A 25,883-nucleotide genomic window follows, 5' to 3' on the forward strand; every position below is an offset into this window, starting at 1 on the left:
AGGCGACACGGGCGTCATTAATCTGAATCATCAACCACGTCCGCAGCACGGCGGCCGGATGCGGCGAAAAATGCCCCCGGGAGCGGATTCTTTAGTCCCTCCCCCCGCCGAATTCGGTTATGCAAGAACGCGGCAATCGACCCGCGTTCGCCTGCGTCTTGCGCGCCGACCGGATTCGTTCAGCCGGAGAATGCCCGACCAGAACGACATCACGCCGTAATGCGGCCTTGTGCCGAGTTCGCGGCGAACCGACAAGAAGCGACGCGCATGCAGCTCTACCTTCCGATCGCCGATCTTCCGGTCAACGTCTTCCTGGTGCTCGTCATGGGCGCCGCGGTCGGCTTCGTCTCGGGCATGTTCGGAATCGGCGGCGGCTTCCTGATGACGCCGCTGCTGATCTTCATCGGCATCACGCCGGCGGTGGCGGTCGCCTCCGTCGCGAGCCACATCGCGGCCTCCTCGTTCTCCGGTGCCATTTCCTATTGGCGCAGACGCGCGATCGACCCGCTGCTGGCGGCGGTGTTGCTGATCGGAGGCACGCTCGGCACCACGCTCGGGGTGTGGACCTTCACCTTCCTGCGCGCGCTCGGCCAGCTCGACCTGATGATCGCGCTCTCCTACGTCGTGCTGCTCACCACCGTCGGCAGCCTGATGTTCTCCGAGGGCCTGCGCGCGATGCTGCGCGCCCGCGGCGGCCGCCCCGTCACGCTGCGCAAGCCCGGCAGCCATGGCTGGATCCACGGCCTGCCGCTGAAGATGCGGTTCAAGCGCTCGAAGATCTATCTCTCGGTGATTCCGGTCGTGGTGGTCGGCATCGTGATCGGCTTCATCGGCGCCATCATGGGCATCGGCGGCGGCTTCATCCTGGTGCCGATCATGATCTATCTGCTCAGGGTGCCGACCTCGACGGTGATCGGGACCTCGATGGTGCTGACGCTCGTCACCATGCTGTTCGCGACCATGCTGCACGCCGTGACCAACCACCTCGTCGACGCCGTGCTGGCGCTGATCCTGATGGTCGGCGGCGTCACCGGCGCGCAGTTCGGCGCCCGCGCCGGCCAGAAGATCCGCGGCGAGCAGCTGCGGTTGCTGCTCGGCCTGCTGATCCTCTCGGTCGGCGTCCGCTTCGCGATCGAGCTGGTGATCCAGCCGCAGGACCTGTTCAGCATCCGTGAAACCGGCGGAGCCCCGCCATGAGGCTGCGCGCGGCGCTCGCGATCATCGGCCTCGCCGCCGCCAGCCTGGCGGCCGCGCCCGCTCATGCCGAGCGGCTGATCGTGTCGGTCTCCAACCACCGCGTCACGGTGACACCGAACTATTCCGGCGAGGAGCTGGTGCTGTTCGGCTCGGTCGAGAGGGACGCCACGACGCCCGCCGACCGCACGGCTTACGATCTCGTCGTCACCGTGAGGGGCCCGCGCGCCGACATGGTGACACGGCGCAAGGAGCGCACCTTCGGCATCTGGATCAACACCGACTACCGGCAGTTCCTGCAGGTGCCGAGCTATCTCGCGCTGTTCGCCAACCGCCCCTTCGATGCGATCACCTCGCCCGAGATCGCAAGGCGGCAGCAGATCGGGCTCAACAACGTGCTGCTGACGCAGCGGGTCGGCGGCGATTACGCCGACGTGGTGCCGAACGATGCGTTCCGCAGCGCCTTCGTGCGGCTGCGCTCCGAGCACGGGCTGTACCGTGAGGCGACCTCGGCGGTGACGTTCCTGACACCAACGCTGTTCCGCACCGGCATTCCACTGCCCGGTGAGGTGCCGATCGGGACCTATGAGATCGAGATCAAGCTGTTTTCCGACGGCGCGCTGGTGACCAAGACCGAGACCGCGTTCGAGATCGTCAAGGTCGGATTCGAGCAGTTCGTGGCCACCACGGCGCGGCACAACGGCCTTGTCTACGGCCTGATCACCGCGTTCATGGCGCTGATGACCGGCTGGATGGCCTCAATCGTGTTCCGCAAGGATTGATCTAGCCAGCCCTGCTTTGCAATGCGCTTTCGAACGCGTCGCTGAGGATCGAGAGGCCAAGATCGATCTCGTCGTCGCTGATTGTCAGCGGCGGGGCGATCCGGAATACGCTGCCCATGCCGGGCAACTGAACGATGTTGGTGCTCAGTCCAAGCTGCATGCAGCGCTGAGAGACGCGCGTTCCGAGCGCTTCGTCAGGCTCCTTGCTGAAACGATCGCGCACGATTTCGATGCCCTGCATCAGTCCCCTGCCGCGCACGTCACCGATGCATTCGAACCGATTCTGAAGCGCGAGGAGCCCATCCCTCAGCCGCGTGCCCGCGATCCTGGCGCGCTCGACCAATCGGTCGCGCAAGATGATCTCGATGACCTTCAGGCCGACCGCAGCCGGCATCGGATCCGACACATGCGTCGTGTAGAACAGGAAGCCACGTTCATGGCACCGCTCTTCGATCTCGGCGGAGGTGATGACCGCGGCCAGAGGCAGGCCGGCGCCGAGCGTCTTCGACAAGGTCAGGATATCAGGCACGACGCCGTCGCGCTCGAAAGCGAACATGGCGCCGGTTCGACCGAGGCCGGTCTGGGCTTCATCGACGATCAGCAGCATGCCGCGTACCCGGCACAGCTCTTTCAGCTCGGCAAGGTAGCCTTCGGGTAGATCGATCAGCCCGCCGGAGCTGAGGATCGGCTCGGCGATCATGCAGGCAAGCGAGCCGGTCGATTGGCGATCGATCAGATCGAAGGCGTAGGCCAGCTCGGCCCGCCAATCAGCCGCATTGCCGAAGCGCGGGCGATAGGGGTTCGGCGTCGGGATCGCGAGCGAGCCGACCGGCGCCGGACCATAACCCTTGCGGCCGGCCGAATAGGTCGTTCCGGCCGCGCCAGACGTCATTCCGTGCCAGGACTGCGCGAACGCGACGGTCTCGAAGCCGCCGGTGGCGAGCTTGGCCATCTTGATGGCCGCCTCGTTCGACTCGCCGCCCGTGCTGAGCAGCATGACGCGATCAAGCGCCGGCGGCAGCAGGCCCGCAAGCTGTTCGGCCAGCGCGACGACTGGGCGCGTCAGCATGCCACTGAAGAGATGGTCGAGCCGTTCGGCATGCTCGGTGATGGTCTGGACGATCTCCGGGTGACCATGACCGAGCACGGCGCTCATCTGTCCGGACGTGAAATCCAGGATGGCCCGGCCGTCGGCGTCATAGACGAAGGACCCGGAGGCGCGCTCGATGATGACGGGAGCGAACGTCCCACCGTAGCGAATGAGGTGCCGCCGCGCGCGATCCCAAAAGGATTTGTCGTCATTTCCGGCCATGCCCGCTCCTTGCTGCTCGGTCGCAGCGATCAAAGAACCCTCGCATCACATCTTATGCGCGCGGGAGGGCAATGACATTGCGATTTGAGATGCATTTCAGCCCTTCTTCTACAATCAATTGCGTAAAACATCGAAAATGCGAAAGAAATGGGAACCACGATCGTGATCGACGAGATCGACCGGAAGATCCTCGACGTGCTGCAGGTCGAGGGGCGCATCACGAATCTCGAGCTGGCCGAACGGATCGGCCTCTCGTCCGCCCCCTGCATGCGACGCGTTCGCACCCTCGAAGAGGCCGGCGTCATCAACTCCTATGTGGCGCTGGTGGACCCGACGCGGGTTGGACTCGGGTTCGACGTGATCGTCGAGGTCCGTCTCAAGCAACAGAACAGGGAATCCTTCGCGCGCTTCGAGAAGAAGGTGATCGCCCTTCCGGAGGTCGTCGAATGCTGCATGATTGCCGGCGATTGGGATTACTCGCTACGGATCGTGTCCTCGGACCTCGCGCGCTATCAATCGTTCATCCTCGACCGCCTCATGCATCCGGACAGCGATATCGCGAGCTATCGCACGACGATCATCCTGCGAAAGGTCAAATCGACGACCAAGATCGATAGCTCGCTGTTCGGCGAGGGCTGAGGAGTTCGAACAAGCTACAGCAGGAAGCCGATCCCCATCGCGATCACGCTGAGCGCCATCGCGCCGGTCGAGAGCCAGCCGAGCCAGTACAGCCAGCCGCCGACCACAAAGCGGTCCATGACGTCCCGGCGGCGGGCCATGAACATCAACAGCACCATCACGGGCACCGCGAGCACGCCGTTGAAGACCGCGCTCCAGTACAGCGCCGCGATCGGATCGATCGGCGTGAAGTTGAGCGCGATGCCGATGCCGCCCGACAGCCCCAGCACCGAATAGAACGCGATCGCCTCCTTCGGCCTGCGCGTCAGCCCAACCCGCCATCGCCGGCCCTCGCCGACCGCATAGGCCGTCGCACCTGCGAGCACCGGGATCGCCAATAGGCCGGTGCCGACGATGCCGAGCGCGAAGATCACCTCGGCAAACGGCCCGGCGATCGGGCGCAGCGCCTCGGCGGCCTGCGCCGAGGTCTGGATGTCGGTCTTGCCGGTGGCATGCAGCGATGCGGCGGCGGTGACGATGATCGACAATGCGATCAGGTTCGAAAACGCCATTCCCGTGATGGTGTCGGCACGGATGCGCGAGAATTCGCGCCGGGCCCCGTAATGCCGCTCGATCAGCGGATGCTTGGTGACATCGACCCGCTGCTCCTCCACCTCCTGCGAGGCCTGCCAGAAGAACAGATAGGGGCTGATCGTGGTGCCGAGGATCGCAACGATGGTCGTGAAATAGTCGGCGCTCCAGCTGATGCGCGGCAGCAGCACGCCGGCCAGCGCCTCCATCCACGACACCTTGGCAAAGGCGAGCGCCGCGACGTAGGCGAACAGGCTGAGCGTCAGCCATTTCAGGATAGCGACGTAGCGCCGGTAGTTCATGAAGATCTGCGCGGCCACCGAGGTGACGCCGAACAGCACCACATAGAGGATGGCCGGACCGCCGATCAGAAGCTTTGTGGCATCGGCCATGGCCGAAAGGTCGGCCGCGATGTTGATGGTGTTGGCAATCGACAGCAGCGCCACCACGACCGCGAGCAGCCAGCCCGGATAATGCCGGCATACATTGCCCGCGATGCCATGCCCGGTGATACGGCCGACCCGCGCCGAGATCTCCTGGATCGCGCTCATCAGCGGAAACGTCAGCAGCATGGTCCAACCGATGCCGTAGCCGAGTTGCGCGCCGGCCTGGCTGTAGGTGCCGATCCCCGAAGGGTCGTCGTCGGAAGCGCCGGTGATCAGCCCGGGTCCGAGCGTCTTCAGGACGCGGCTGAAACTGAACGGCTGTCGCCGGGGCTTCGCCGCCGGCGCATCGTCATGTTTGTCGTGTGGTGGGATCGTCCCTTGCCGCGTCATGTCCGGTTCCAGCCGTCTGACAACGAGCCGGATACCGGCAAGGTTCCTGGGACGAAACCTACGGCTCGATGACCGTGGCGATGCCGGGCTCGAGGATGCGCAGACGGCGGCCGAAGCCGAGCGTATCGAAGCTCGCGCGCAGGTCGCTCGCGCTCTGCCGGAAATGCGCCCAGCCGTCGGTATGAACCGGCACGATCACCGCGTCCGCAAAGGCGCGCGCGGTCTCGATCGCGTCATTGGTGTCCATGGTGAGATGGAAGGGGCCGCGGGTTTGCGCTGCGCCTGCGAACGGCAGCACCACGCAGCAGTCGAAACGCCGCGCAACCTCGGCGACGCCGTCGAACCAGGTGGTGTCGCCGCTGACATAGACCGGACGGCCCGGTTTTGCCGGCTGCACGACGAAGCCGATGACGTCGCCGGACAACGGCTCGATCCCGGCCGGTCCGTGCCGCGCCGGCGTCGCGGTGATGGTGAGCGTCCGGCCGCCCTTCTGCAACTCGGTCGAGGCCCAGGGTGCAAAGCCCTCGGCGTTGCCGCCGAGCCGCCTGGCGCCGGCCTCCGTCGTCAGCACGCGCCTCGCGCCTTTGAGGAAATCCCGGCCGGAATGGTCGAGATTGTCGGAATGCTGGTCGTGGCTCAGCAGCACCGCATCGATCGCGCCAACATCGCGCGCGCCGAGCGCGGGGCCCGTCAGCTTCTCCAGTTTCACATGCGGCAATCGATACTCGCCGGGCGCATCGAAGGTCGGATCGGTGAGCAGGCGGAACCCGTCGATCTCGATCAGGGCGGTGGGGCCTCCGACCAGCGTGATGGTGATGCTCACGACATACTCCTGTTGGCCGCGGCGGCTGCCGGGCGGGTCACCAGATAGATCCCGAGCGCGACCGGAATGATGCCGAGCAGGTCCCGCGCCTCGACGTGCTCGCCCAGCACGAGGAAGGCGAACAGCATGCCGAGCGGCGGCATCAGGAAGTGATAGGCGCTGGCGGCGGTGGCGCCGCACACCTTCAGCAGATGAAACCAGAGCCAATAGGCGAGGATCGAGCCGCCGAGCACGAGGAAGGCGAAGGCGCCGGCAAGCCGCATGCTGGGCACGATGTCGCTGACGCTGGAGAGCGCGAAGGCGAACGGCATCACCGCAAGGCCGCCGGCGATGTTCTGGATGCCGTTGCCGATCCACAGGCTGCCCTTCGGTGCCAGCAGCTTGAACAGCACGGTGCCGGCGACGATCGAGGCGAGCGAGGCCAGCGTGAACAGGATGCCATGCGGGCTGTCCGATCCGACCGACATGCGATGCCAGACGATGAAGGCGACGCCGACGATGCCGAGCACGAGACCAATCACCTTGCGCAAGGTCATGCTCTCACCGAGGAACAGCGCCGCCAGCATGGCGGTGAACACCGGATTGGCCGAGACGATCAGCCCGCCGAGACCGGCGGAGACTGATTGCAGCCCGGTATAGCCGAGGCCGAGATAGAGCGCGTTGTTGGCGATGCCGAGCACGGCGAAGACCGCCGCATCGCGCCAGGTGAGATCCCATTGGTCGCGGCGCAGCCAGGAGATGGCGAGGATCAGAACCCCGGCGAGCGAGAAACGCGCGGCGAGCAGGATCAGCGGCGGGCAATGGGTGACGCCGATCTTGCCGGCGACGAAGGCGTAGCTCCAGAGCAGGCAGAACAGGCCGATGGCGAGCGGCAGCGTGTTGAAGCGGGCGCGCGGGGCGGCCATCGAGGTTGCGGCGGACATGGGCGAATTCTCCTTCGGTCATGATCTAGGCCCACGCCTTGATATTTGGAAATTAAATGATAGACTGGCATGCAGTTGATTTATCAATGGAGGCCGCCATGCTGGACCTGGAGCTCCTGCGCAGCTTCGTCTCGGTGGTGGAGGCCGGCGGCTTCACCCGCGCCGGTGAGCGCGTCCACCGCACGCAGTCGACCGTGAGCCAGCAGATCAAGCGGCTGGAGGAGGATGTCGGCCAGCTGCTGCTGATCCGTAGCGGCAAGGATGTCACCCCGACGGAAGCCGGCGAGCGGCTGTTGACCTATGCGCGGCGGCTATTGTCGCTCGCCGAAGAGGCCCGTGACGTGCTCTCGCGACCCGGCAGCGAAGGCGCGATCCGGATCGGCATCACCGAGGACTTTGCCGCCTATCGGCTGACAAAGCTGCTCGCCACCTTCGCGCGCAGCCATCCGAACTTGCGGCTCGACGTGCGCTCCGGCCAGAGCTTGTTCCTTTACCGTGATCTCGAGCGCGGCGATCTCGATCTGGCGCTGATCAAGCGCGCCGCCAATGAGAAGGGCGGCATCGCGGTCTGGCCTGAACGCGTGCACTGGGTCACCAGCAAGAGCCACCCGCGCGATACGACGGCCGGCTCGGTTCCGCTGATCGGTTTCGCCTCGGGCTGCCTCTATCGTGCCGGCGCCATCCACGCGCTGGAAAGCGCCGGCCGCGCCTGGCACACCGCCTATACGTCATCGAATCTCGCCGGCATCCAGGCCGCGGTCGCCGCCGGCATGGGCTTGAGCATCCTGTCGGAGATGTCGATCCAGTCCGAGCACCGCGTGCTGACGGCGAAGGAGGGCTTTGCGCCGATCAACCGCACCGAGGTCGCCCTCGTCGCCGCCCCCGAAGCCAGCCCGGCGACACTGCGGCTGGCGGACAGGCTGGCGGAGTATTGCGAGAGCGTGCAGGCCAAGGCGGCTTAGGGCGAGATCGCGCCGCTACTCCGCTGTCGTCCCTGCGAAAGCAGGGACCCACAACCACCGCATGCAGTTGTGATGCCGCGCTGGGGCCACAGCTTTGCGCAATCTCGAACAGTGATGGTTCTAGGTCCCGGGTCGCGCTGCGCTTGCCCGGGACGACACCGAATGTGCGGCGCGGCAGGCGAAGGCGGCGCAGGGCTGAGACCGCGCCGCTACTCCGCCGTCGTCCCTGCGAAAGCAGGGACCCATGACCACAGGGTCGAGTTGTTAGAGCAGGCGGTGGCCCAGCGTCGCGCAACAACGACATCGGTGGTTATGGGTCCCTGTGTCTTGGAAGTCTGTCATGATGGGTTGGGCGGGAAGCCGTTGGGTCCTTGGCGCTTGACGCCGTGAGCCGGCTCGGCCTCCCGCCCGTTCCATTACCAACCTGAACAGTTGCACGAGGCTGCGCCAACAGACCTCGCATCACAGGGACAGGCACCGTGATCATACCCCCTCGTTATGTCGGAATCGACGTCTCCAAGAAGCATCTCGATATCTTTGATGAAGCTGACGGCGTGTCCAGGCGCATCGCCAACGCGGCACAGGCCATCACACAGCAGGTGGCGCGTTGGCGATGCGATGCGCTGGTCGTCTTCGAGGCCACGGGCGCCTATGACCTCGCGCTTCGCGAGGCCCTAAGCCAGGCCGGTGTCCGCTTCGCTCGGATCAATCCGGCTCGAGCTCGCGATTTTGCGCGGGCCAGCGGCCAACTTGCCAAAACCGATCCGATCGATGCACGGATGCTGGCGGCCTTTGGCCGGGTCATGCAGCCGGCAACCGAGCGGGCCGCCAATCCCGCCCGCAACGCTTTGGCAGGGCTTGCAAAACGGCGGGACCAACTGGTTCTCATGCGCGCGCAGGAGAAGAACCGGCGCAGCGAGGCCGACGACCGCGCCATGGCCGAACGGATCAGTCGGCTCATTGAGGTTCTCGACGGCGAGATCGCCGAGATCGAGGCCGATATCAACGCATTGACCAAGGCCGAGCCGGAGATCGCGGACGATGCGCGGTTGATGCGCTCACTGCCGGGCGTGGGTCCCGTGGCTTGCATGCAGCTGATCGCGAAGATGCCGGAACTTGGACATGTTGGAGCGAAGCAGATCGCCGCGCTCGCGGGCCTTGCCCCCTTCAACGTCGACAGCGGCGCCTTCCGTGGAAAACGCAAGATCGCCGGCGGCCGAAAGCGCGTTCGTGACGCCCTCTATATGGCGGCTCTGAACGCGGTTCGTCGGGCCGATCCATTCAAGGCCTTCTACGCGCGGCTGCGACAGGTCGGCAAACCAGCCAAGCTCGCTCTCATTGCCGTCGCCAGGAAGCTCCTAACGGTCCTCAACGCCATGATGCGCGACAGAAAGCCCTACCTGCAGACCAAGCCGACATAACAGTTGCCGGGTCGCGCTGCGCTTGCCCGGGACGACCCTGAGTCTGTGGTACGCGATCCTCAATAACACCGCGACGCGACGAACGCGTGGACGCGGTTGTCGCCGAGCACATGGGCCATGAAGCCGGGCGATCCGAAAATCCGTGTGAACGCGGCATCGCGGATGCTCAAGCCCCCGGTGTAGGCGCCGAACGCCGGCATCACCGCGCGCTCGCCGTCACTGGCGAAGCAGCGGCGCTCGATCGCGCGGCCGCGGGTCGGCACCCGCGCCTTGGGGTGCAGGTGCCCGGCGATCTCGCCGGCTGCGCCGGTCGGCTCATGGCGGAACACGATCGGACCGATCGCGACTTCGGTCGCAACCACGCCGCCGAGATCGCGCGGCAGCATGGGATCGTGATTGCCCGAGATCCAGATCCAGTCGCGCCGTAGCTGCAACGCCGCGAGCGCCTCGCGGTCCGGATCCGACAGGCGCGCATGGGCGTCGCGATCGTGAAAGCTGTCGCCGAGCGCGATCACCTGCCGCGGATCGTGCCGCGCGATGACGGCGGCGAGCCGGCCGAGCGTCGCGAAGGTATCGTAAGGCGGCAGCAGCACGCCGCGCATAGCGAAGCTCGAACCCTTTTCCAGATGCAGGTCGGAGACGACGAGCAGGCGCTGCTCCTCCCAGAACAGCGCGCCGGAGAGATCCGCCACGAATCCGACATCCGACACCGTGACCCTCGAAACGCGCATGTCGTCACCGTCTCGCAAAACCTGCGCGCTTGCCGTCACGTCCTGTTCCCCAGAGTATCAGCGTTACGTCGTCGCCTCCCGCACGAGTTCGTCGGCTGCTTCGGCCAGGAGCTCGTCTGCAGCTTCGCCATAAACTGACTCGCGGCCGATTTCCAGCATCACGGGGACGGCCAGCGGGGAGACGCGGTCGAGTTCCCGGTGCGTGATGCGGCCGTGGATTCGGGCCAGCATGTCGCCGAGGCGGCGCAGGTCGAGCAGGCCGGTGGCGGCATCGGCGCGCGCGGCGCGCAGCAGCACGTGGTCGGCCTGGTGCTTGCGCAGCACGTCGTAGACGAGGTCGGTCGAGAACAGCACCTGACGGCGGCTCTTCTCTTCGCCGGTGTGGCGGCGCGCGATCAGGCCGGAGATGATGGCGCAGTTGCGGAACGTGCGCTTCATCAGCGCGGATTCGGCGAGCCAGGCCTCGAGATCGTCGCCGAGCATATCGGGATCGAACAGCGCGTCGAGGTCGATCCGGCCGTCCCGGATCATGAAGGAGAGATCGCCGAGCGCCCAGATCGCCACGGCATATTCGTTGGCGACGAAGCCGAGTGGCCGCGCGCGGGCGCGCTCCAGCCGGCGCGTCAGCAGCATGCCGAGGGTCTGATGCGCGAGACGCCCCTCGAACGGATAGCAGACCAGATAATGCTTGTTGGCGCGGGGGAAGCTCTCGACCAGGAGTTCGCGCACCGCCGGCACGCGAGACGTCCTTCTGCAGCGACAGCCAGTCGCGCACCTGCTCCGGCAAGCCGCCCCACGCGCGGCTATCGTCGAGCAGCCGGCGCACGCGCTCGGCCAGATAGGTCGAGAGCGGAAATTTTCCGCCCATATAGGACGGCACCTTCGGGTCCTTGTCATGCGCGCGCGAGACATAGACCTGATCCTCGACCAGGGCCTCGTAGCGCACCACCTCGCCTGAGAACACGAACGTATCGCCGGGGCTGAGGCCCTCGATGAAGGCCTCCTCGATCTCGCCGAGCAGTCGGCCACCGCGCGCGATCACCCCGGTCGAGCCGCCTGCCTTTCCCTGGCCGCCGCTGCGCGAGCGCACCAGCCGCACCTTCAGCATGTCGTCCTCGACGATGGTGCCGACATTCATGCGGTAGCTCTGCCGCACCTTTGGATTGGCGACGCGCCAGCGGCCCTCCTTGTCCTGCTTGATGCGGGCGAAGCGCTCATAGGTCTTCAGCGCGTAACCGCCGGAGGCGACGAAATCGACGACATCGTCGAAATCGGTGCGTGCGAGCGAGGCATAGGGCGCGGCGGTGCGGACCTCGCGGTAGAGATCATCGGAGAGGAACGGCTCGCCGCAGGCGCAGCCGAGCACGTGCTGGGCCAGCACGTCGAGCGCCCCCAGGCGCAGCGGCGGCGTGTCCTGCGCGTTCTCCGCAATGGCATCGATGGCGACGCGGCACTCCAGCACCTCGAAGCGGTTGGCCGGCACCAGCACCGCGCGCGAGGCTTCGTCGAGGCGGTGATTGGCGCGGCCGATGCGCTGCATCAGGCGCGAGGAGCCCTTGGGCGCACCGATATTGACGACGAGATCGACATCGCCCCAGTCGACGCCGAGGTCGAGCGAGGAGGTGCAGACCACGCCGCGCAGTCTGCCCGCCGACATGGCGTCCTCGACCTTGCGACGCTGGGCGACGTCGAGCGAGCCGTGATGCAGCGCGATGGCAAGGCCGTCGTCGTTCATGCTCCAGAGATTCTGGAACAGCATCTCGGCCTGGCTACGGGTGTTGACGAAGACCAGCGTGGTCTTGTTCGCCTTGATCAGCTCGTAGATTTCAGGGAGCGCGTGGCGCGCGCTGTGGCCGGCCCAGGGCAGCCGCTCGCGCGTATCGAGCATCTCGACCACGGGCGGCGCGGCTCCGCCGGCGACGACGATGTCGGCAGCGGCTTCCTTGCCGTCGGGCTGCGGCACCAGGAAGCGCGCGAGCTGATCCGGCTCGGCCACGGTCGCCGACAGGCCGATCGCGCGCATCTGCGGCGCGAGGCGCCAGAGCCGCGCGAGCCCGAGCGAGAGCAGATCGCCGCGCTTAGACGTCACCAGCGCATGCAGCTCGTCGAGCACGATGCGCTTCAGGGAGGAAAACAGGAACGGTGCGTCGTCGGAGGAGAGCAGCAGTGCGAGCTGCTCGGGCGTCGTCAGCAACACGTCCGGCGGATAGCGCCGCTGCCGCTGCCGCCGCGACACCGGCGTGTCGCCGGTGCGGGTCTCGACCTTGATCGGCAGCGCCATCTCCGCGACCGGCCGCTCCAGATTGCGTGCGATGTCGACGGCGAGCGCCTTGAGCGGCGAGATGTAGAGGGTGTGCAGGCCGCCGCTGCGGCGAACGCCACGGCCGGTGGAGATAAGGGCTGGGCGAACTGCCCTCGATTCAATTTCGTCGCTTGCGAGATCGTCGGGCTCCCTCCCCCTGAAACGGGGAGGGTTGGGGTGGGGGTCAGGCGCTTGCTCCGTGCCTGTGGCTGACCTCCACCCGTCGCGCTCGGCCGCGCTATCGCGCGCCGGAGCGCGCCGCCCCGCCCCTTTCAGGGGGAGGTGAGCAGAAGCACCGCGGTCGAATCCTTCTCCACTCAACTCCACCAGCGTCGGCAGAAACCCGGCGAGCGTCTTGCCGGCTCCGGTCGGAGCAATCAGGAGCGCCGAGCGGTCCTCGCGCGCCTTTTCCAGCAGCGCCAGCTGATGCGCGCGCGGCGACCAGCCGCGGGAGGCAAACCAGTCGCGAAACCGGCGCGGCAGGAGATCGGCCGTTTCCGACGGCGGAACGGAGAAGAGATCGAGCGTCGACACGCCCAAGAGGTAGGTGGTTCAGGCGGCTTCGTCGAGGGCGGACGGAACTGGCGGCAGGTGGCAAGGGGCCGGCGACAGGACGCTTCGACTCCCTCTCCCCGTCCTTCACGGGGAGAGGGTTGGGGTGAGGGGCTGCTTCCGCGAGCGGCGAGTGCCGTGAGACCTGTGCCCCCTCACCCGGATCGCATCTTAGGATGCGATCCGACCTCTCCCCGCAAGCGGGGCCGAGGTCAAGGAACAACGTGCTCCCACCGCTACTCCGTCATCGGCTGGCCGGAGAGGTCCCAATCCTTGCCGTTGAAGATCGAGACATAGAGCGTCTTCATCGGCGTGTAGTTCTCGGGCGTGTAGCTGTAGGTGACGCCGTCGAGGAAGTAGGGCGAGTGGAAGCCCGCGAGCGTCGATGCCTGCTTCAGCACGTTGGCGCGGGTGAGTTCGTCGCCGCAGCGGCGCAGGATCTCGCCCATGGTCACGGCCTGGCCGTAGCCGGCAAAGGCGATGGTGTTGTCGGGGTCGATCGCCGGCGTGTACTTCTTGCGCAGCTCCTCGAACGCCATCACGTCGGGGTCCTTCTCCCATTTGGGAAGGCCGACCTCCTTGTTGTAGCGGATGGCGACGATGCCGGTGGCGTTCTCGAGGCCCGCGGCGCTCAGGATGGAGCGGCCGGTCGAGCCAGCCGACAGCAATTGCAGCGGCTTCCAGCCGAGCTCGGCCACCTTACGAATCGACTGCGACGACGCCTTGCCGGTCGAGATGTTGTAGAATACGTCGGCGCCCGATTTCGAGAGGTTGATGAGCTGGGAATCGACGGTCGGCTCGGTGAGATCGTAGGTCTGCTCCATGATCACCTGGGCGGTACCGCCGGCATCGGCCAGCACCTTCTTGAACGGACCCAGGAAGTCGCGACCGAAATCGTCGTTCTGGTAGAGGATGCCGATCTTCGCGTTCGGCTTCACGCTGACGACGTGCCGGGCCAGGATGCGCGCCTCGGTCGGATAGAGCGGCAGCCCCGCCATCGTCCATTTGAATTCTTTCGGGTTGTTCCACTTCGACGCGCCGGTGTTGAGCAAGAGCTGCGGCACGCCCTTGGAGTTCAGGTATTTGTGCACGGCGGTCTGCGGCGCGGTGCCGAGCGAGCCATAGAGCGCCAGCACTTCCTCTTGCTCGACCAGGCGCCGCGTCGCCTCGACGCATTTCGGCGCGCTGTAGGCGTCGTCCATGGTGAGGAATTTGACCTTGCGTCCGTTGATGCCGCCCTTCTCGTTCAGCATCTGGAAATAGGCTTCGCCGATGCGCCCGAGCACGCCGTAGAGCGAACCGGGGCCGGAATGCGGCACGGTCTGCCCGATCTTGATCTCGGTGTCGCTGGCGCCCGCGTCGTACTTCTTGTCGGCGGCACGGACGAAAGGCGCGGGCAGCACGGACGCGGCGATCACAGACAATGCAGTGGCGCCGAACTCGCGCCGTGTATGTTTTTTCATTATTTCTCTCCCTGAGGCGAAAAGCTCTCGCATTCCGCTTTGCGCCGGGCAAGCGCGAAGTCATGACTTTGCGGCGCAATGCCGCGTCACGGCAAATGCGTAGCGTGTAGACTCAAGTTTGAGTGTGAGGCGGCGCTCTCTTCCCTTCTCCCTTGTGGGAGAGGGTGCGTTAAGGCTTGACCGCGACGGCGACGAGTCCGGGTGCCGGGATATTGTCTTCATTGCGCGCCGAGAGATCGTCGAGCTGGGCCAGCGTCAGCCCCGCGGCAGCGACAGAGTCGCGCACGTAAGCTGCACTGTGGGCGTAGCGCAGTCCCTCGCCGATGATGACGCCTTCGCCGTCATGGGTCTCGGCCGTGAAGGCGAGCACGCCGCCCGCCACCAGCACACGGCTGGCCTCGGCGAGCACGGGCGCGAGATCGGCGACATAGACCATTGCATCGGCGGCCAGGATCAATTCGGCGCTGGCCTCGCGCTTGGCCGAAACGGCCTTCAACATGTCGTCGACCTCAAGCTCGGCATAAAGGCCGGTTGCGCGCGCCTTGTCGATCATGCGCGGTGACAGGTCGATGCCGATGAAGTGGTCGACCTGCTTGGCGAAGGCGGCGGCCGCAAGCCCGGTGCCGCAGCCGAGATCGATCGTGCGCTTGAAGTAGGCCGGCTTCTTGGCGCCCGCACGCACCGACAGCACCGCCTTGAACAGCAGCGCCGGGCCGCGATAGCCGAGATCGCCGACCAGCGCGGCCTCGAAGCGCGGCGCATATTGATCGAACAGCGTCTGCACATAGCCCGGCGGCATCGAACTGACGGCCTCGACGCCGAGCTGCATCAGGTGAAGGCCGGCGCCATGCCGGTCTTCGGGATCGGCATCGCGCGCGCCGCGGAACGCTGCGATCGCGGCCTCGCGCTGGCCGAGCTCCAGGCGGATCTTGCCCAGCGTGTACCAGGCCGACGGGAATTTCGGCACAAGCTCGATCGCCTGTTCGAGCAGCTCGGCGGCAGCCGGCAGATCGCCCTTCAATTGCAGGTCGCGCGCGAACTCGTAGCGGCGGTCGGCGACGAGGTCGCCGGAGGACAGAAACAGGCGGAGGGCCATTCGCTTTAAGGAACCAATCTCGGCCGGGTCCGGCCATCCATCAAAGCACGGACTTTTTCCGGAGATGGATGCACGGGTCAAGCCTGCGGATCCGGCTAAACATCGCGGATCGAGCGCCTATATAGGGACGATGCGCCCGCAAGACATCCTGATGCCCGTCCCGGCCGGCCTGTGCTGCAAGCCCGGCGGCTTTCATATCGATCCTGTCCGCGCGGTCGAGCGCGCCGTGATCACCCACGGCCATTCCGACCATGCCCGTGCCGGCCATGGCGCGGTGCTGGCGACACAGGAAACGCTCGACATGATGCGGCTGCGCTACGGCGAAAATTTTGCCGGATCGACGCAAGCCATCCGCTATGGCGAGGAGATCCGGCTCGGCGACGTCACGGTGACGTTTCATCCCGCCGGTCACGTATTGGGCTCCGCCCAGATTTCCGTGACCTGCCAGGACACCTGCATCGTCGCCTCCGGCGACTACAAGGACGCGGCCGATCCGACCTGCGCCCGGTTCGAGCTGGTGCCCTGCGACGTCTTCATCACCGAGGCCACTTTTGGCTTGCCGGTGTTCCGGCATGGCGATGCTGGCGACGAGGTGAAGAAGCTGCTGGCCTCCGTCAAATTGTTTCCGGAGCGCGCGCATCTGGTCGGCGCCTATTCGCTCGGCAAGGCGCAGCGCGTGATCGCGCTGTTGCGGCAGGCCGGCTATGACGCGCCGATCTACCTGCATGGCGCCATGGAGAAGATCACGCACTACTACCAGGAGCGCGGCATTCCGCTCGGCGAGCTCCGGCCCGCGCGCGGCATGAAGAAGTCGGCGCTTGCCGGCACCATCACGCTGGCGCCGCCCTCGGCGACCTCCGATCTCTGGACGCGGCGTTTTCCCGATCCCGTCACCGCCTTCGCGTCAGGGTGGATGCGCGTGCGCGCCCGGGCGCGTCAGCGCGGCGTGGAATTGCCGCTGGTGATCTCCGACCACGCCGATTGGGACGGCCTTACCTCTACTATCGCCGCGACCGGCGCGGGCGAGATCTGGGTCACCCATGGCCAGGAAGATGCGCTGGTGCATTGGTGCCAGAGCAAAGGCCTGAAAGCGCGGCCGCTCGATCTCGTCGGCTACGGCGACGAGGAGGAGAGCGAGACGGCCGCACTGACCGGCGAGGCCAAGCCCGCTGGCGAAGCCGAGTCCGCCGGCGAGGCCGAAGCATGAATCGCTTCGCCGAACTGCTCGACCGCCTTGCTTACGAGCCCGGCCGCAACAACAAGCTGCTGCTGGTCGCCTATTTCCGCGAGACCGAGGATCCCGACCGCGGCTATGCGCTGGCCGCGCTGACCGGCGCGCTCAGCTTCAAGCATGCCAAGCCCGCGCTGATCCGCGATCTCATCGCGGCGCGCACCGACCCGGTGCTGTTCGGGCTCTCCTACGATTATGTCGGTGACCTCTCGGAGACGGTGGCGCTGATGTGGCCGAAATCTTCTCCTTCTCCCGCTTGCGGGGGAGGGTTGGGGTGGGGGTGTCTCCACACGGTCGACAAGCAGAGACAGCCCCCACCCGGATCGCCCGACCGCGCTGACGCGCAGCCGAACGATCCGACCTCCCCCGCAAGCGGGAGAGGTGAAGAAAGCTTGCCCCCCGATACCCGACACAACAACCCGCCTCCTCCAACCCTGACTGACGTCGTCACCACGTTGCGCACGCTCGGCAAGGCCGAGTTGCCGGCACAGCTGGCGCGCTGGCTGGACGAGCTCGACGAGACCGGGCGCTGGGCGCTGCTGAAGCTCGTCACGGGCGCGCTGCGAATCGGCATCTCCGCGCGCCTCGCCAAGACCGCGGCTGCCGCACTCGGCGACAAGGACCCGCATGAGGTCGAGCTGATCTGGCCGGGCCTCATCCCGCCCTATCTCGACCTGTTCGCCTGGCTGGAGGGACGCGCCGAAAAGCCCGTCAATCGCGATCCCGCGCCGTTCCGGCCCGTGATGCTGGCGCATGCGATCGAGGACACGGATTTCGCCGCGCTCGATCCCGCCGACTACATCGCCGAATGGAAATGGGACGGCATCCGCGTGCAGGCGGTGGCGGGGCGGGACGATCGCGGCCGAATCACGGCGCGGCTCTATTCGCGCACCGGCGAGGACATCACGGGGAGCTTTCCCGACCTCGTGCCGTCGCTGCACCTGCCCGGCGCGATCGACGGCGAGCTCCTGATTCTGCGCGAGGGCCGCGTGCAGAGTTTCAACGTCCTGCAGCAGCGCCTCAACCGCAAGGTCGTCTCGCCGAAGCTGATCAAGGAGTTTCCGATCCACCTTCGCGCCTACGATCTGCTCGGCGACGACGAGAACGATCTGCGCGAGCTGCCTTTCACCGAACGCCGCGCGCATCTCGAAGCCTTCGTCGCCAGGCTGAATGATCCCCGGATCGACCTGTCGCCCACCGTCCCTTTCACAAGCTGGGACGCGCTGACCGCCGCGCGCGCCGATCCGGCGAGCGCAGGTGCCGGCGAGGACGCGGACGCCGTCGAGGGCGTGATGCTGAAGCGGCGCGATGCGCCTTATCTGCCCGGGCGGCCGAAGGGCCAATGGTGGAAATGGAAGCGCGACCCGCACATCATCGATGCCGTGCTGATGTATGCGCAGCGCGGCCACGGCAAGCGTTCGTCCTATTATTCCGACTACACTTTTGGCGTCTGGACCGAGCGCGATGGCGGCGACGAACTGGTGCCGGTCGGCAAGGCCTATTTCGGCTTCACCGACGAGGAGCTGCTTCAGATCGACCGCTTCGTCCGCCGCAACACCACGGAAAAGTTCGGCCCCGTGCGTCATGTCGTGCACGAGGGCGACAAGGGGCTCGTGCTGGAGGTCGCGTTCGAGGGCCTGCAACGTTCGCCGCGACACAAGTCCGGCGTCGCCATGCGCTTTCCCCGCATCAGCCGCTTGCGCTGGGACAAGCCGCCGCGCGAGGCCGACCGGCTGGAAACGCTGGAACGGATGTTAATCTCCATGACAGGAAGTTAAATCCCAAGCGTGCATGGCAGCCATTGATCGCGGTGCGCGGGTTTCCCATGTGCACCGCCGTGACCTATAATGCGGGCGATTCCGCGGGAGAGAGCAATGCCAAACGACATCCGGGACTTGCCGGCCGGCCGCAGTGACGGCCTGTACCGCTTTCTCGGCGGATCGCCGCTCTCTGTGGCGTTCCGGTTGATTCTGCTGTCGATTTTGGTTGGTGTCGTGCTCGCCGCGATCGGCCTCGATCCGTGGAACATCCTCAACAGCATCCGCAGGCTGTTCCAGAGCATCTGGGATTTCGGCTTCGACGCGATCAACTGGGCCTGGCGCTACTTCCTGCTCGGCGCCGTCATCGTCATCCCGATCTGGCTGCTCTCGCGCGTCTTCGGCGCGCCGCGCGGCCGGTGATCCCAAGGAAGGCTCGCTGCCGATGCAATTGCGCTTTGTCGGCTGCGGCGATGCTTTCGGCTCCGGCGGCAGGCTCAACACCTGCTTCCACGTCTCCGGGCGCGACCAACTTCCTGATCGATTGCGGCGCGTCGGCACTGCCGGCGCTGAAGCGGCTCGAGATCGACTGCAACGAGATCGATCTGATCCTGATCACGCATTTCCACGGCGACCATTTTGGCGGGCTACCGTTTGTCCTGCTCGACGCGCAATTCTCGCGGCGCACCCGGCCGCTGGTGATTGCCGGGCCTCAAGGTATCGAAACGAAACTGCCTGCGGTGATGGAGGTGATGTTCGAGCATTCCTCCAAAACCAGGCAGCGCTTCGATCTGTCCGTCGTCACGCTGGCGCCGCGCGAAAGGCGCAGCTTCGGCGCGGTGACGGTGACACCCTATCCGGTCGTGCACGGCGAATCCGGCGGGCCTTTCCTGGCTTATCGCGTCGAGGCCGAGGGCCGCACGCTCGCCTACAGCGCCGATACCGAATGGACGGAGACGCTCATTCCGCTGGCGCATGGCGCGGACCTTTTCATTGCGGAAGCCTACATGTACGAGAAGGTGGTCAAGAACCATCTCAGCCTGAAGACCTTGGAAGCGCATTTGCCGGCCATCAACGCCAAGCGCGTGGTGCTGACCCATATGAGCGACGACATGCTCGGCCGCGTCGACGATTTGCGCTACACGGCGGCAAGCGATGGCATGGTCGTGGTGTTCTGACCATGCACGCCTTGTCGGCTGCCCCTCCGCCATCGCATTGCTCCGAGAACAATTCCAGCATGGCCGCGCGACGGTTGACGCGATAGAAGCGAATATTCCTTGCAACTGTAGCCATGCACGCACCCATCCACCCGAAGATCACGACGCGCGAGGTGTTCTCCATCGCGGGACCGGCGATGGTCGCGAACCTGACCACGCCGCTGATCGGCGTGGTCTCGACCACCGCGATCGGACGGCTCGACGATGCCGCGCTGCTCGGCGGCGTCGCGATGGCCTCCGTCATCTTCGACTGCCTGTTCTGGCTGTTCGGCTTCCTGCGCATGAGCACGCTCGCCTTCACCGCACAGGCGCTGGGCGCCGGCGAGACGCGCGAGCAGACCGCGATCCTGGTACGCGGCTTCATCGTTGCCGGCCTGATCGGCACCGGGCTGATCGCGCTGCAACTGCCGCTGACCTCGGTGCTGTTCGACCTGATGGGCGGCAGCGAAGGCGTGACGCGCGCGGCGAAAACCTATTTCATGATCCGGATCTGGTCATCGCCATTCGCCTTCGCCAATTACGTCGTGCTCGGCTGGCTGGTCGGGCAGGCCCGCGCCAATCCCGCCCTCGCGCTCCAGGTCGTCATCAACGTCATCAACATGATCGCAACCGTGCTGCTGGTGCAGGTCTACGGCGCCGGCATCGCCGGTGCCGCGATCGCCGCGGTGCTTGCGGAGACCACGGGTTTTGCGGTCGGCATCGTCGTGGCGTGGCGGATCTCGCAAAACGGCTTCGCGGTTCCCGCGGCCACGCTGTTCAATCGCACAAAACTGATGCGTCTGCTGGCGGTGAACTCCGACATCATGATCCGCACGGCGGCGCTGATCGCCGTGTTCCTGTTCTTCACCGCCAAGGGCGCGCGCGCCGGCGACGTCACGCTGGCGGCGAATTCCGTGCTCAACAATTTCCTCCTGGTCAGCGCCTTCTTCCTCGATGGCCTCGCCAACGCAGCCCAGCAGCTCTGCGGCCGCGCATTCGGCGCGCGCGATGCACGCGGCTTTTCCGATTCGACCCGGCTGGTGCTGCTGTGGGGCATCGGCTTTGCGCTGATGGTGTCGGTGCTGTTCGCACTGTTCGGAGCGGCGCTGATCAATCTGATGACGACCAGCGACGACGTGCGCCGCTATGCGCGCGAGTTCCTGCCGTTCGTGATCCTGGCACCCCTGCCCGGCGTGTTCGCCTTCGGCTTCGACGGCATCTATGTCGGCGCGACCTGGGCGCGCGAGATGCGCAATCTGATGCTGGCGTCGCTCGCGATCTTCCTCGCCACCTGGTGGGTGCTCAGCTCGTTCGGCAACACCGGCCTGTGGATCGCGCTGCTCGGCTTCTACGTCGCACGCGGCGGCCTGCAGGGCCTGCGCTATCCGGCGCTGCTCAGGAAGACGTTCAAGACTGTGTAAGTCCGTAGCCCGGATGAAGCGAAGCGAAATTTGGGGAGCTGTGCCGCGACGAGACTGTCCCGGATTGCGCTGCGCTTCCGGGCTACGAAGTTCTCTTCCCCTTCCCCCTGAAAAGGGGGAAGGTCGGGATGGGGGTCAGCCACAGGCGACGCAGCTCATGGAGAGAGCTGATCCCTACCCGCTTTGCTCTGGCGAGCAAAGCGACCTCCCCTTTTCAAGGGGAGGTTGGGGCGCAGCCGGATTTCGCTTCATCCGGGCGACGGGCAACTACCTCACCGGCCAGTCCTCGGCGGTGATGGTCGCCGCATCGGCGCCGACGATATCGGAGAGCGAATCCCGCCCCGTGCGGAGCAGCGTCGAGGTCAGGTCGCGCTTGATCTCGTCGACGAGGCCGAGACCCTTGTAGACCAGCGACGAATAGAGCTGGATCAGGCTGGCGCCGGCGCGGATCTTCGTCAGCGCGGCGCCGCCCGAGTCCACGCCGCCGACGCCGATCAGCGGGAATGCACCCTCGACGCGCACATAGGTTTCCGCGACCATGCGCGTCGACAGACGAAACAGCGGCCGGCCGGACAGGCCGCCTTGCTCCTTCGCGCGATTCTCCTCACGCAAGGTCGAGGGACGCGCCAGCGTGGTGTTGGCGACGATCATGCCGTCGACCCGGCGCGAACGCGCGACCTGCACGATGTCGTCGAGCTGGGCAAGGCTCAAATCCGGCGCGATCTTGAGCAGCACCGGCGTGTCGCCCGCCTTCTGGCGCACCCGCTCGCGGGCGTCGATCACGTGCGCGAGGAGATCGTCGAGCAGCGCGCCTTCCTGCAGATTGCGCAGGCCGGGCGTGTTCGGCGAGGAGACGTTGACGGTGAAATAGCTCGCCACCGGCGCAAAGGTCTCGATCAGCTTGACGTAGTCGGCGACACGGTCCGGCGAATCCTTGTTGGCGCCGACATTGACGCCGACGATGCCGCCGGCGCTGGCGCGCGCGGCGAGCCGCCGCAGCACGGCCTCCGCACCGTCATTGTTGAAGCCCATCCGGTTGATGATCGCCTCGTCGCGCTCGAGCCGGAACAGCCGCGGCCGCGGATTGCCTTCTTGCGGCTTCGGCGTCACCGAACCGATCTCGACGAAGCCGAAGCCCAGTCGCAGCAGCGCGTCCGGAACTTCGGCGCTCTTGTCGAAGCCCGCGGCCATGCCGATCGGATTGGGAAAGTTCAGCCCGAAGGCGCGCACCGCGAGCTTGGGATCGTCCGGCCGCTGCCGGATCGGCGGCAGCAGCTTCAGGCCCTGGATCGCCATGCGATGGGCATCCTCGGGATCGAACCAGCGCAGCAGCGGCAGCGAGAAGGCGTCGAAGGCACGGATCACGGCTTGAGCTCCGGAACGTCGTGGCCACCGTCGGAGCGCGCGCGCAGGTCGAGGATCTCGGTGACCGCACCGACATCGAGCTCGCCATAGAGATGCGGAAACAGCTCGTCGTTGCGCGAGCGCTCCCAGCGCAGCGCATCGCCCAGCGCATCGGCATCGACCGCAACCAGGAACAGGCCGGTTTGCCCGTGGTAGTGCTTGCGCGCGGTCTCGGCCACCTGGGAGGCGGTGGAAAAATGGATGAAGCCGTCGCGTTTGTCGTCGGCACTGCCCCGGTACACGCCCTGCCGTTCGGCCTCGCGCCAGGCCGAAGCGGGGGTGATTTTGTAGATCATCGGCACGGGCCGGCCTTCCCTTTTGTCCTTGAGTCTCTTGGGGTTTTATCCGGATTTGAGGGGAGAATGCCCCAGACGCCATCTGGCGAGCGAGGGACCGTATCGGCGGCGGCGGCGCAACTCAAGCGGTGTCGGGACAGATCCGACGGCAGATTTGCGAAAATCGAAGTTTCAGGCAATAATTCCTACCATCCGGGATCTCCTCGATGGCCAAACAGCCCAAAGCCACCCGACCGCTGACCCACGCGCAGATCTGGGCCGCGCTGGATCGGCTGGCGGCGCGCGCCGGATTGTCGCCGTCCGGGCTTGCCAAGCGTGCCGGGCTCGACCCCACCACCTTCAACAGGTCCAAGCGCATCACCGCCGACGGCCGCGAGCGCTGGCCCTCGACCGAATCGATCGCAAAGGCGCTGGCGGCGAGCAATGCCAGCATGGAGACCTTCGTGCAGTTGCTCGGCGATGGCGCGCGCGGCGGACAGTCGGTGCCGCTGATCGGCTTCGCGCAGGCCGGGGCCGGCAGCTATTTCGACGACAGCGGCTTTCCCGCCGGCAAGGGCTGGGACGAAGTGGCGCTGCCGGCGACCACCGACGAACACGCCTATGCGCTGGAGATCGAGGGCGACTCGATGCAGCCGGCCTATCGCGAAGGTGACATCATCGTGGTGTCACCCGCGACCGCGATCCGCCGCGGCGACCGCGTGGTGGTGCGCACGACCGGCGGCGAGGTGATGGTGAAGGAATTGAGACGCCGCACCGCCAAGATGCTGGAACTCGCATCGCTCAATCCGGAGCACCCCGACCGCATGCTCGATGCCGAGGAAGTCGCGTGGATCGCGCGCGTCGTGTGGGCGAGCCAGTAGCGGTCATCGCGAGACGCCACAACAACGGTGTCGTCCCGGCCTAGTGCGCAATTGCGCACGGGCGCCGGGACCCATAACCACCGATGATTGTTACTGCTCCGCGCTGGAGCCCCAGCGCACTTCCACAACTCGAGCCTGTGGTTATGGGTCCCTGCTTTCGCAGGGACGACGGTGGAGTTTGACGCGAATTACGTCGCGTAGTCCGGCTCCTTGCGATCCAGCATCCGCTTCAGCGCATCGAAATGCCGCTGCGCCGGGGACGGGCCGTTGTAGAGATGGTCGTCGCGGAAATCGCGCTTGGTCTTCTCCACCACATGCTGCGGCAATTGCTTGAGCGGCTGCTGCGTCCACATCGCATAGATCTGCACCTGCGCGGCGCGCTCGATGTAATAGAGCCGGTCATACGCATCGGCGACCGTCTCGCCGACGGTCGAGATGCCATGATTGGCCATGAACAGGATGGTCTTGTTGCCGATCACCTTGGCGAGCCGTGCGCCTTCCTCGGGATCGAGCGCGGGGCCGGTGTAGAGATCGTCATAGGCAATCGCTTCCGACAGCCCGACCTCGGTCTGCCCGATCTCCTTGATCCGCGGATCCTCGAGCCGTGTCAGCGCGCTCGCATAGGGCATGTGGGTGTGGAACACGGCCTTGGCCTGCGGCAGCGCCTTGTGGATCGGCGCATGGATGCAATAGCAGGAGCGCTCGACCTCACCCTCGCCGCGCTTCACCTCGGCATCGTCGATGCCGACCTCCATGAAGGAGGATGCTGTCACCTCCGACCAGTGCATGCCGAACGGGATCTGGTAGTAACGGTCGGTGCGGCCGGGCACCACCAAGGTGAGATGGTTGAAAATACCTTCCGAAAAGCCGTGGATGTAGGCGAGCCGATGCGCCGCCGCGAGATCGACCCGCGCCTGCCATTCCTCGGCGCTCGAACTGTCCTGCAGCGATGTCGGCGAAACCCTGAACTGCATGCGCATGCTCCCATCTGTGCCGGCCTCTCGGCGGAGGCCGTGCTGATTTTATGGATGCGACTGTAGCGCAATCCGGCGCCAGGCTCCGGTGAAATTGCCGATGGCCTGCTATCCGAATTTTGCGGGCTCGCCACCATTATGTGATGATGCGCTGCGAAGACGGCGGATCGACGGCTTCGTTGGCTGCGGCGGAAAGCCACATGAGCGGCCTGACTTTCCAACCCAACGCAACACACTCCGCAAAGCCCAGAGTTACGCCATGACAGGACCATCCGACCGCAAGACCATCGCCATCGTCGGCCTCGGCAGCATCGGCGGTATCATCACCGGCCTGCTGCGGGCGGTCGACAAGCATGACGTGATCGCCTGTGTTCGGCGCCCGCTCGATCGGCTCACGGTCGAGCGGGCGGAAGGCACGGTGGAGGTGCCGCTGCGCGCCCTCACCGATCCGGCGGAGGTGACGCCGGTCGACTGGGTGTTGTTGTCGACCAAGGCGCAGGACACGGAATCGAGCGCGCCCTGGCTGCAGAGGCTGTGCGGGCCGCGGACGCGCGTCGCGGTGCTGCAGAACGGCATCGGCCACGCCGAGCGGCTGGCGCCATTGGTCGGCGCCGCCACCGTCGTGCCGACCATCGTCTATTACAACGGCGAGCGGCTGGCGCCGGATCGCGTCCGTTTCCGCCGCGCCGGCCAGCATGAATTCGCGGTTGCCGATGACACGGACGGACGCGCGTTCGAAGGGCTGCTGGATGGTACGGCGATGCGCGTGCGGCGCTCCGCCGATTTCACCACGCTGGCGTGGCGCAAGCTTCTGCTCAATGCGGTCGCCAATCCGATCACCGCGCTCACCTTGCAGCGGCAGGCGGTGTTCCGCCGCGCGGACGTCAAGGCGCTGTGCCACGCCATCCTCGAGGAGGCCGCGAATGTCGGCCGCGCCGACGGCGCCCAGCTCGCGCGCGACGAGGCCGAGTTGATGCTGGCGACGTTGTTGACCTATCCGCCAGACGCCGGCACCTCGATGTATTTCGATCGTGTCGCGGGACGCCCGTTCGAAGCCGATGCTCTCAGCGGCGCGATCGTCGCGGCCGGCGAACGGCACGGCGTGCCGACGCCGCTCAACGGCCTGCTGCTGACGCTGTTGCGCGCCACCAGCGACGGCCTGCGCGACGCGGCGCAGGCCGAGCGGCGATGAGCGCCG

The 25,883-nt window shown here is 66.1% G+C and carries 21 protein-coding genes and 2 pseudogenes; 12 read left to right on the forward strand and 11 right to left on the reverse strand.

The annotated features are described in order from the left end of the window. Positions 1-267 precede the first annotated feature (267 nt). Together RX327_RS36580 and RX327_RS36585 are read left to right on the forward strand one after the other, a co-directional pair. Positions 268-1,197 carry a sulfite exporter TauE/SafE family protein gene (locus RX327_RS36580; RefSeq protein WP_317248781.1) on the forward strand — a complete coding sequence of 310 codons (930 nt, stop codon included), beginning with the start codon at positions 268-270 and terminating at the stop codon, positions 1,195-1,197. Next, positions 1,194-1,976, forward strand: a complete 783-nt coding sequence (locus tag RX327_RS36585) for a TIGR02186 family protein (RefSeq protein ID WP_317248782.1) — start codon at positions 1,194-1,196, stop codon at positions 1,974-1,976. Before RX327_RS36580 ends, RX327_RS36585 begins: the two co-directional genes overlap by 4 nt. A 1-nt stretch (position 1,977) precedes the next feature. On the opposite strand, the gene RX327_RS36590 is transcribed toward RX327_RS36585, so the two are convergent. Then, a complete protein-coding gene (locus RX327_RS36590; protein ID WP_050385947.1) occupies positions 1,978-3,288 on the reverse strand; it encodes an aspartate aminotransferase family protein in 1,311 nt (436 codons plus the stop codon). 147 nt (positions 3,289-3,435) lie between these two features. Here RX327_RS36590 and RX327_RS36595 point away from each other — a divergent pair, with 147 nt between their 5' ends. Then, positions 3,436-3,927: an Lrp/AsnC family transcriptional regulator gene (locus RX327_RS36595; RefSeq protein ID WP_028334605.1), complete on the forward strand. Its 492-nt coding sequence runs from the start codon at positions 3,436-3,438 to the stop codon at positions 3,925-3,927. 14 nt (positions 3,928-3,941) lie between these two features. On the opposite strand, the gene RX327_RS36600 is transcribed toward RX327_RS36595, so the two are convergent. The 3 genes from RX327_RS36600 to RX327_RS36610 are packed head-to-tail and all read right to left on the reverse strand — an operon-like array spanning position 3,942 to position 7,019. Further along, complete coding sequence (locus tag RX327_RS36600; protein ID WP_317248783.1) at positions 3,942-5,273, reverse strand: divalent metal cation transporter; 1,332 nt, start codon at positions 5,271-5,273, stop codon at positions 3,942-3,944. Between the two features lie 58 nt (positions 5,274-5,331). Further along, positions 5,332-6,096, reverse strand: coding sequence for an MBL fold metallo-hydrolase (locus tag RX327_RS36605; RefSeq protein ID WP_050385916.1), 765 nt, complete (start codon positions 6,094-6,096; stop codon positions 5,332-5,334). Continuing rightward, positions 6,093-7,019, reverse strand: a complete 927-nt coding sequence (locus tag RX327_RS36610) for a DMT family transporter (protein WP_317248784.1) — start codon at positions 7,017-7,019, stop codon at positions 6,093-6,095. The genes RX327_RS36605 and RX327_RS36610 overlap by 4 nt, the downstream gene beginning before the upstream one ends. A 98-nt stretch (positions 7,020-7,117) precedes the next feature. Between RX327_RS36610 and RX327_RS36615 the strand changes: the two genes are divergently transcribed. Both RX327_RS36615 and RX327_RS36620 read left to right on the forward strand, forming a co-directional pair. After that, on the forward strand, positions 7,118-7,981 hold the full coding sequence (locus RX327_RS36615; RefSeq protein ID WP_317248785.1) for a LysR family transcriptional regulator: 864 nt from the start codon (positions 7,118-7,120) through the stop codon (positions 7,979-7,981). 479 nt (positions 7,982-8,460) lie between these two features. Next, on the forward strand, positions 8,461-9,402 hold the full coding sequence (locus RX327_RS36620; RefSeq protein ID WP_283089494.1) for an IS110 family transposase: 942 nt from the start codon (positions 8,461-8,463) through the stop codon (positions 9,400-9,402). A gap of 59 nt (positions 9,403-9,461) precedes the next feature. Here the strand turns inward: RX327_RS36620 and pdeM are convergent, their stop codons facing one another. The 4 genes and pseudogenes from pdeM to RX327_RS36640 all read right to left on the reverse strand — a co-directional run bounded on the left by pdeM (position 9,462) and on the right by RX327_RS36640 (position 15,546). Continuing rightward, positions 9,462-10,133, reverse strand: a complete 672-nt coding sequence (gene pdeM / locus RX327_RS36625) for a ligase-associated DNA damage response endonuclease PdeM (RefSeq protein ID WP_317248786.1) — start codon at positions 10,131-10,133, stop codon at positions 9,462-9,464. 63 nt (positions 10,134-10,196) lie between these two features. After that, positions 10,197-12,969 (reverse strand): annotated as a pseudogene (locus tag RX327_RS36630) (ligase-associated DNA damage response DEXH box helicase). Positions 12,970-13,223: 254 nt separating this feature from the next. Then, on the reverse strand, positions 13,224-14,450 hold the full coding sequence (locus tag RX327_RS36635) for an ABC transporter substrate-binding protein (RefSeq protein ID WP_317248787.1): 1,227 nt from the start codon (positions 14,448-14,450) through the stop codon (positions 13,224-13,226). Positions 14,451-14,619: 169 nt separating this feature from the next. Next, on the reverse strand, positions 14,620-15,546 hold the full coding sequence (locus RX327_RS36640) for a class I SAM-dependent DNA methyltransferase (protein ID WP_317248788.1): 927 nt from the start codon (positions 15,544-15,546) through the stop codon (positions 14,620-14,622). A gap of 130 nt (positions 15,547-15,676) precedes the next feature. On the opposite strand from RX327_RS36640, the gene RX327_RS36645 reads away from it, so the two are divergent. The 5 genes and pseudogenes from RX327_RS36645 (at position 15,677) to RX327_RS36665 (ending at position 21,151) form a co-directional block, all read left to right on the forward strand. After that, positions 15,677-16,753 carry a ligase-associated DNA damage response exonuclease gene (locus RX327_RS36645; protein WP_317248789.1) on the forward strand — a complete coding sequence of 359 codons (1,077 nt, stop codon included), beginning with the start codon at positions 15,677-15,679 and terminating at the stop codon, positions 16,751-16,753. Next, complete coding sequence (locus RX327_RS36650) at positions 16,750-18,555, forward strand: cisplatin damage response ATP-dependent DNA ligase (protein WP_317248790.1); 1,806 nt, start codon at positions 16,750-16,752, stop codon at positions 18,553-18,555. Before RX327_RS36645 ends, RX327_RS36650 begins: the two co-directional genes overlap by 4 nt. Before the next feature lie 96 nt (positions 18,556-18,651). Then, entirely contained in the window at positions 18,652-18,957 is a 306-nt protein-coding gene (locus RX327_RS36655) for a DUF6460 domain-containing protein (protein ID WP_317248791.1), read from the forward strand. A gap of 22 nt (positions 18,958-18,979) precedes the next feature. Next, positions 18,980-19,712, forward strand: a pseudogene (locus RX327_RS36660) (MBL fold metallo-hydrolase). Positions 19,713-19,825: 113 nt separating this feature from the next. Continuing rightward, complete coding sequence (locus RX327_RS36665; protein ID WP_317248792.1) at positions 19,826-21,151, forward strand: MATE family efflux transporter; 1,326 nt, start codon at positions 19,826-19,828, stop codon at positions 21,149-21,151. A gap of 267 nt (positions 21,152-21,418) precedes the next feature. Here RX327_RS36665 and RX327_RS36670 read toward each other — a convergent pair whose 3' ends face one another. Together RX327_RS36670 and RX327_RS36675 are read right to left on the reverse strand one after the other, a co-directional pair. After that, complete coding sequence (locus RX327_RS36670) at positions 21,419-22,516, reverse strand: quinone-dependent dihydroorotate dehydrogenase (RefSeq protein ID WP_317248793.1); 1,098 nt, start codon at positions 22,514-22,516, stop codon at positions 21,419-21,421. Continuing rightward, positions 22,513-22,857: a DUF952 domain-containing protein gene (locus tag RX327_RS36675; RefSeq protein ID WP_317248794.1), complete on the reverse strand. Its 345-nt coding sequence runs from the start codon at positions 22,855-22,857 to the stop codon at positions 22,513-22,515. The genes RX327_RS36670 and RX327_RS36675 overlap by 4 nt, the downstream gene beginning before the upstream one ends. Before the next feature lie 200 nt (positions 22,858-23,057). On the opposite strand from RX327_RS36675, the gene RX327_RS36680 reads away from it, so the two are divergent. Then, positions 23,058-23,711: a helix-turn-helix transcriptional regulator gene (locus RX327_RS36680; protein ID WP_317248795.1), complete on the forward strand. Its 654-nt coding sequence runs from the start codon at positions 23,058-23,060 to the stop codon at positions 23,709-23,711. A 188-nt stretch (positions 23,712-23,899) separates the two neighbouring features. Here the strand turns inward: RX327_RS36680 and RX327_RS36685 are convergent, their stop codons facing one another. Then, positions 23,900-24,685, reverse strand: coding sequence for a class II aldolase/adducin family protein (locus tag RX327_RS36685; protein WP_225160951.1), 786 nt, complete (start codon positions 24,683-24,685; stop codon positions 23,900-23,902). Between the two features lie 259 nt (positions 24,686-24,944). On the opposite strand from RX327_RS36685, the gene RX327_RS36690 reads away from it, so the two are divergent. Then, the gene (locus tag RX327_RS36690; protein WP_050382676.1) at positions 24,945-25,877 is read left to right on the forward strand and encodes a 2-dehydropantoate 2-reductase; all 933 of its coding nucleotides are present in this window, start codon (positions 24,945-24,947) and stop codon (positions 25,875-25,877) included. The last annotated feature ends 6 nt before the right edge of the window (positions 25,878-25,883 follow it).

The organism is Bradyrhizobium sp. BEA-2-5, assembly GCF_032918025.1.
In the GTDB taxonomy this organism is placed as follows: Bacteria; Pseudomonadota; Alphaproteobacteria; order Rhizobiales; family Xanthobacteraceae; genus Bradyrhizobium; species Bradyrhizobium pachyrhizi.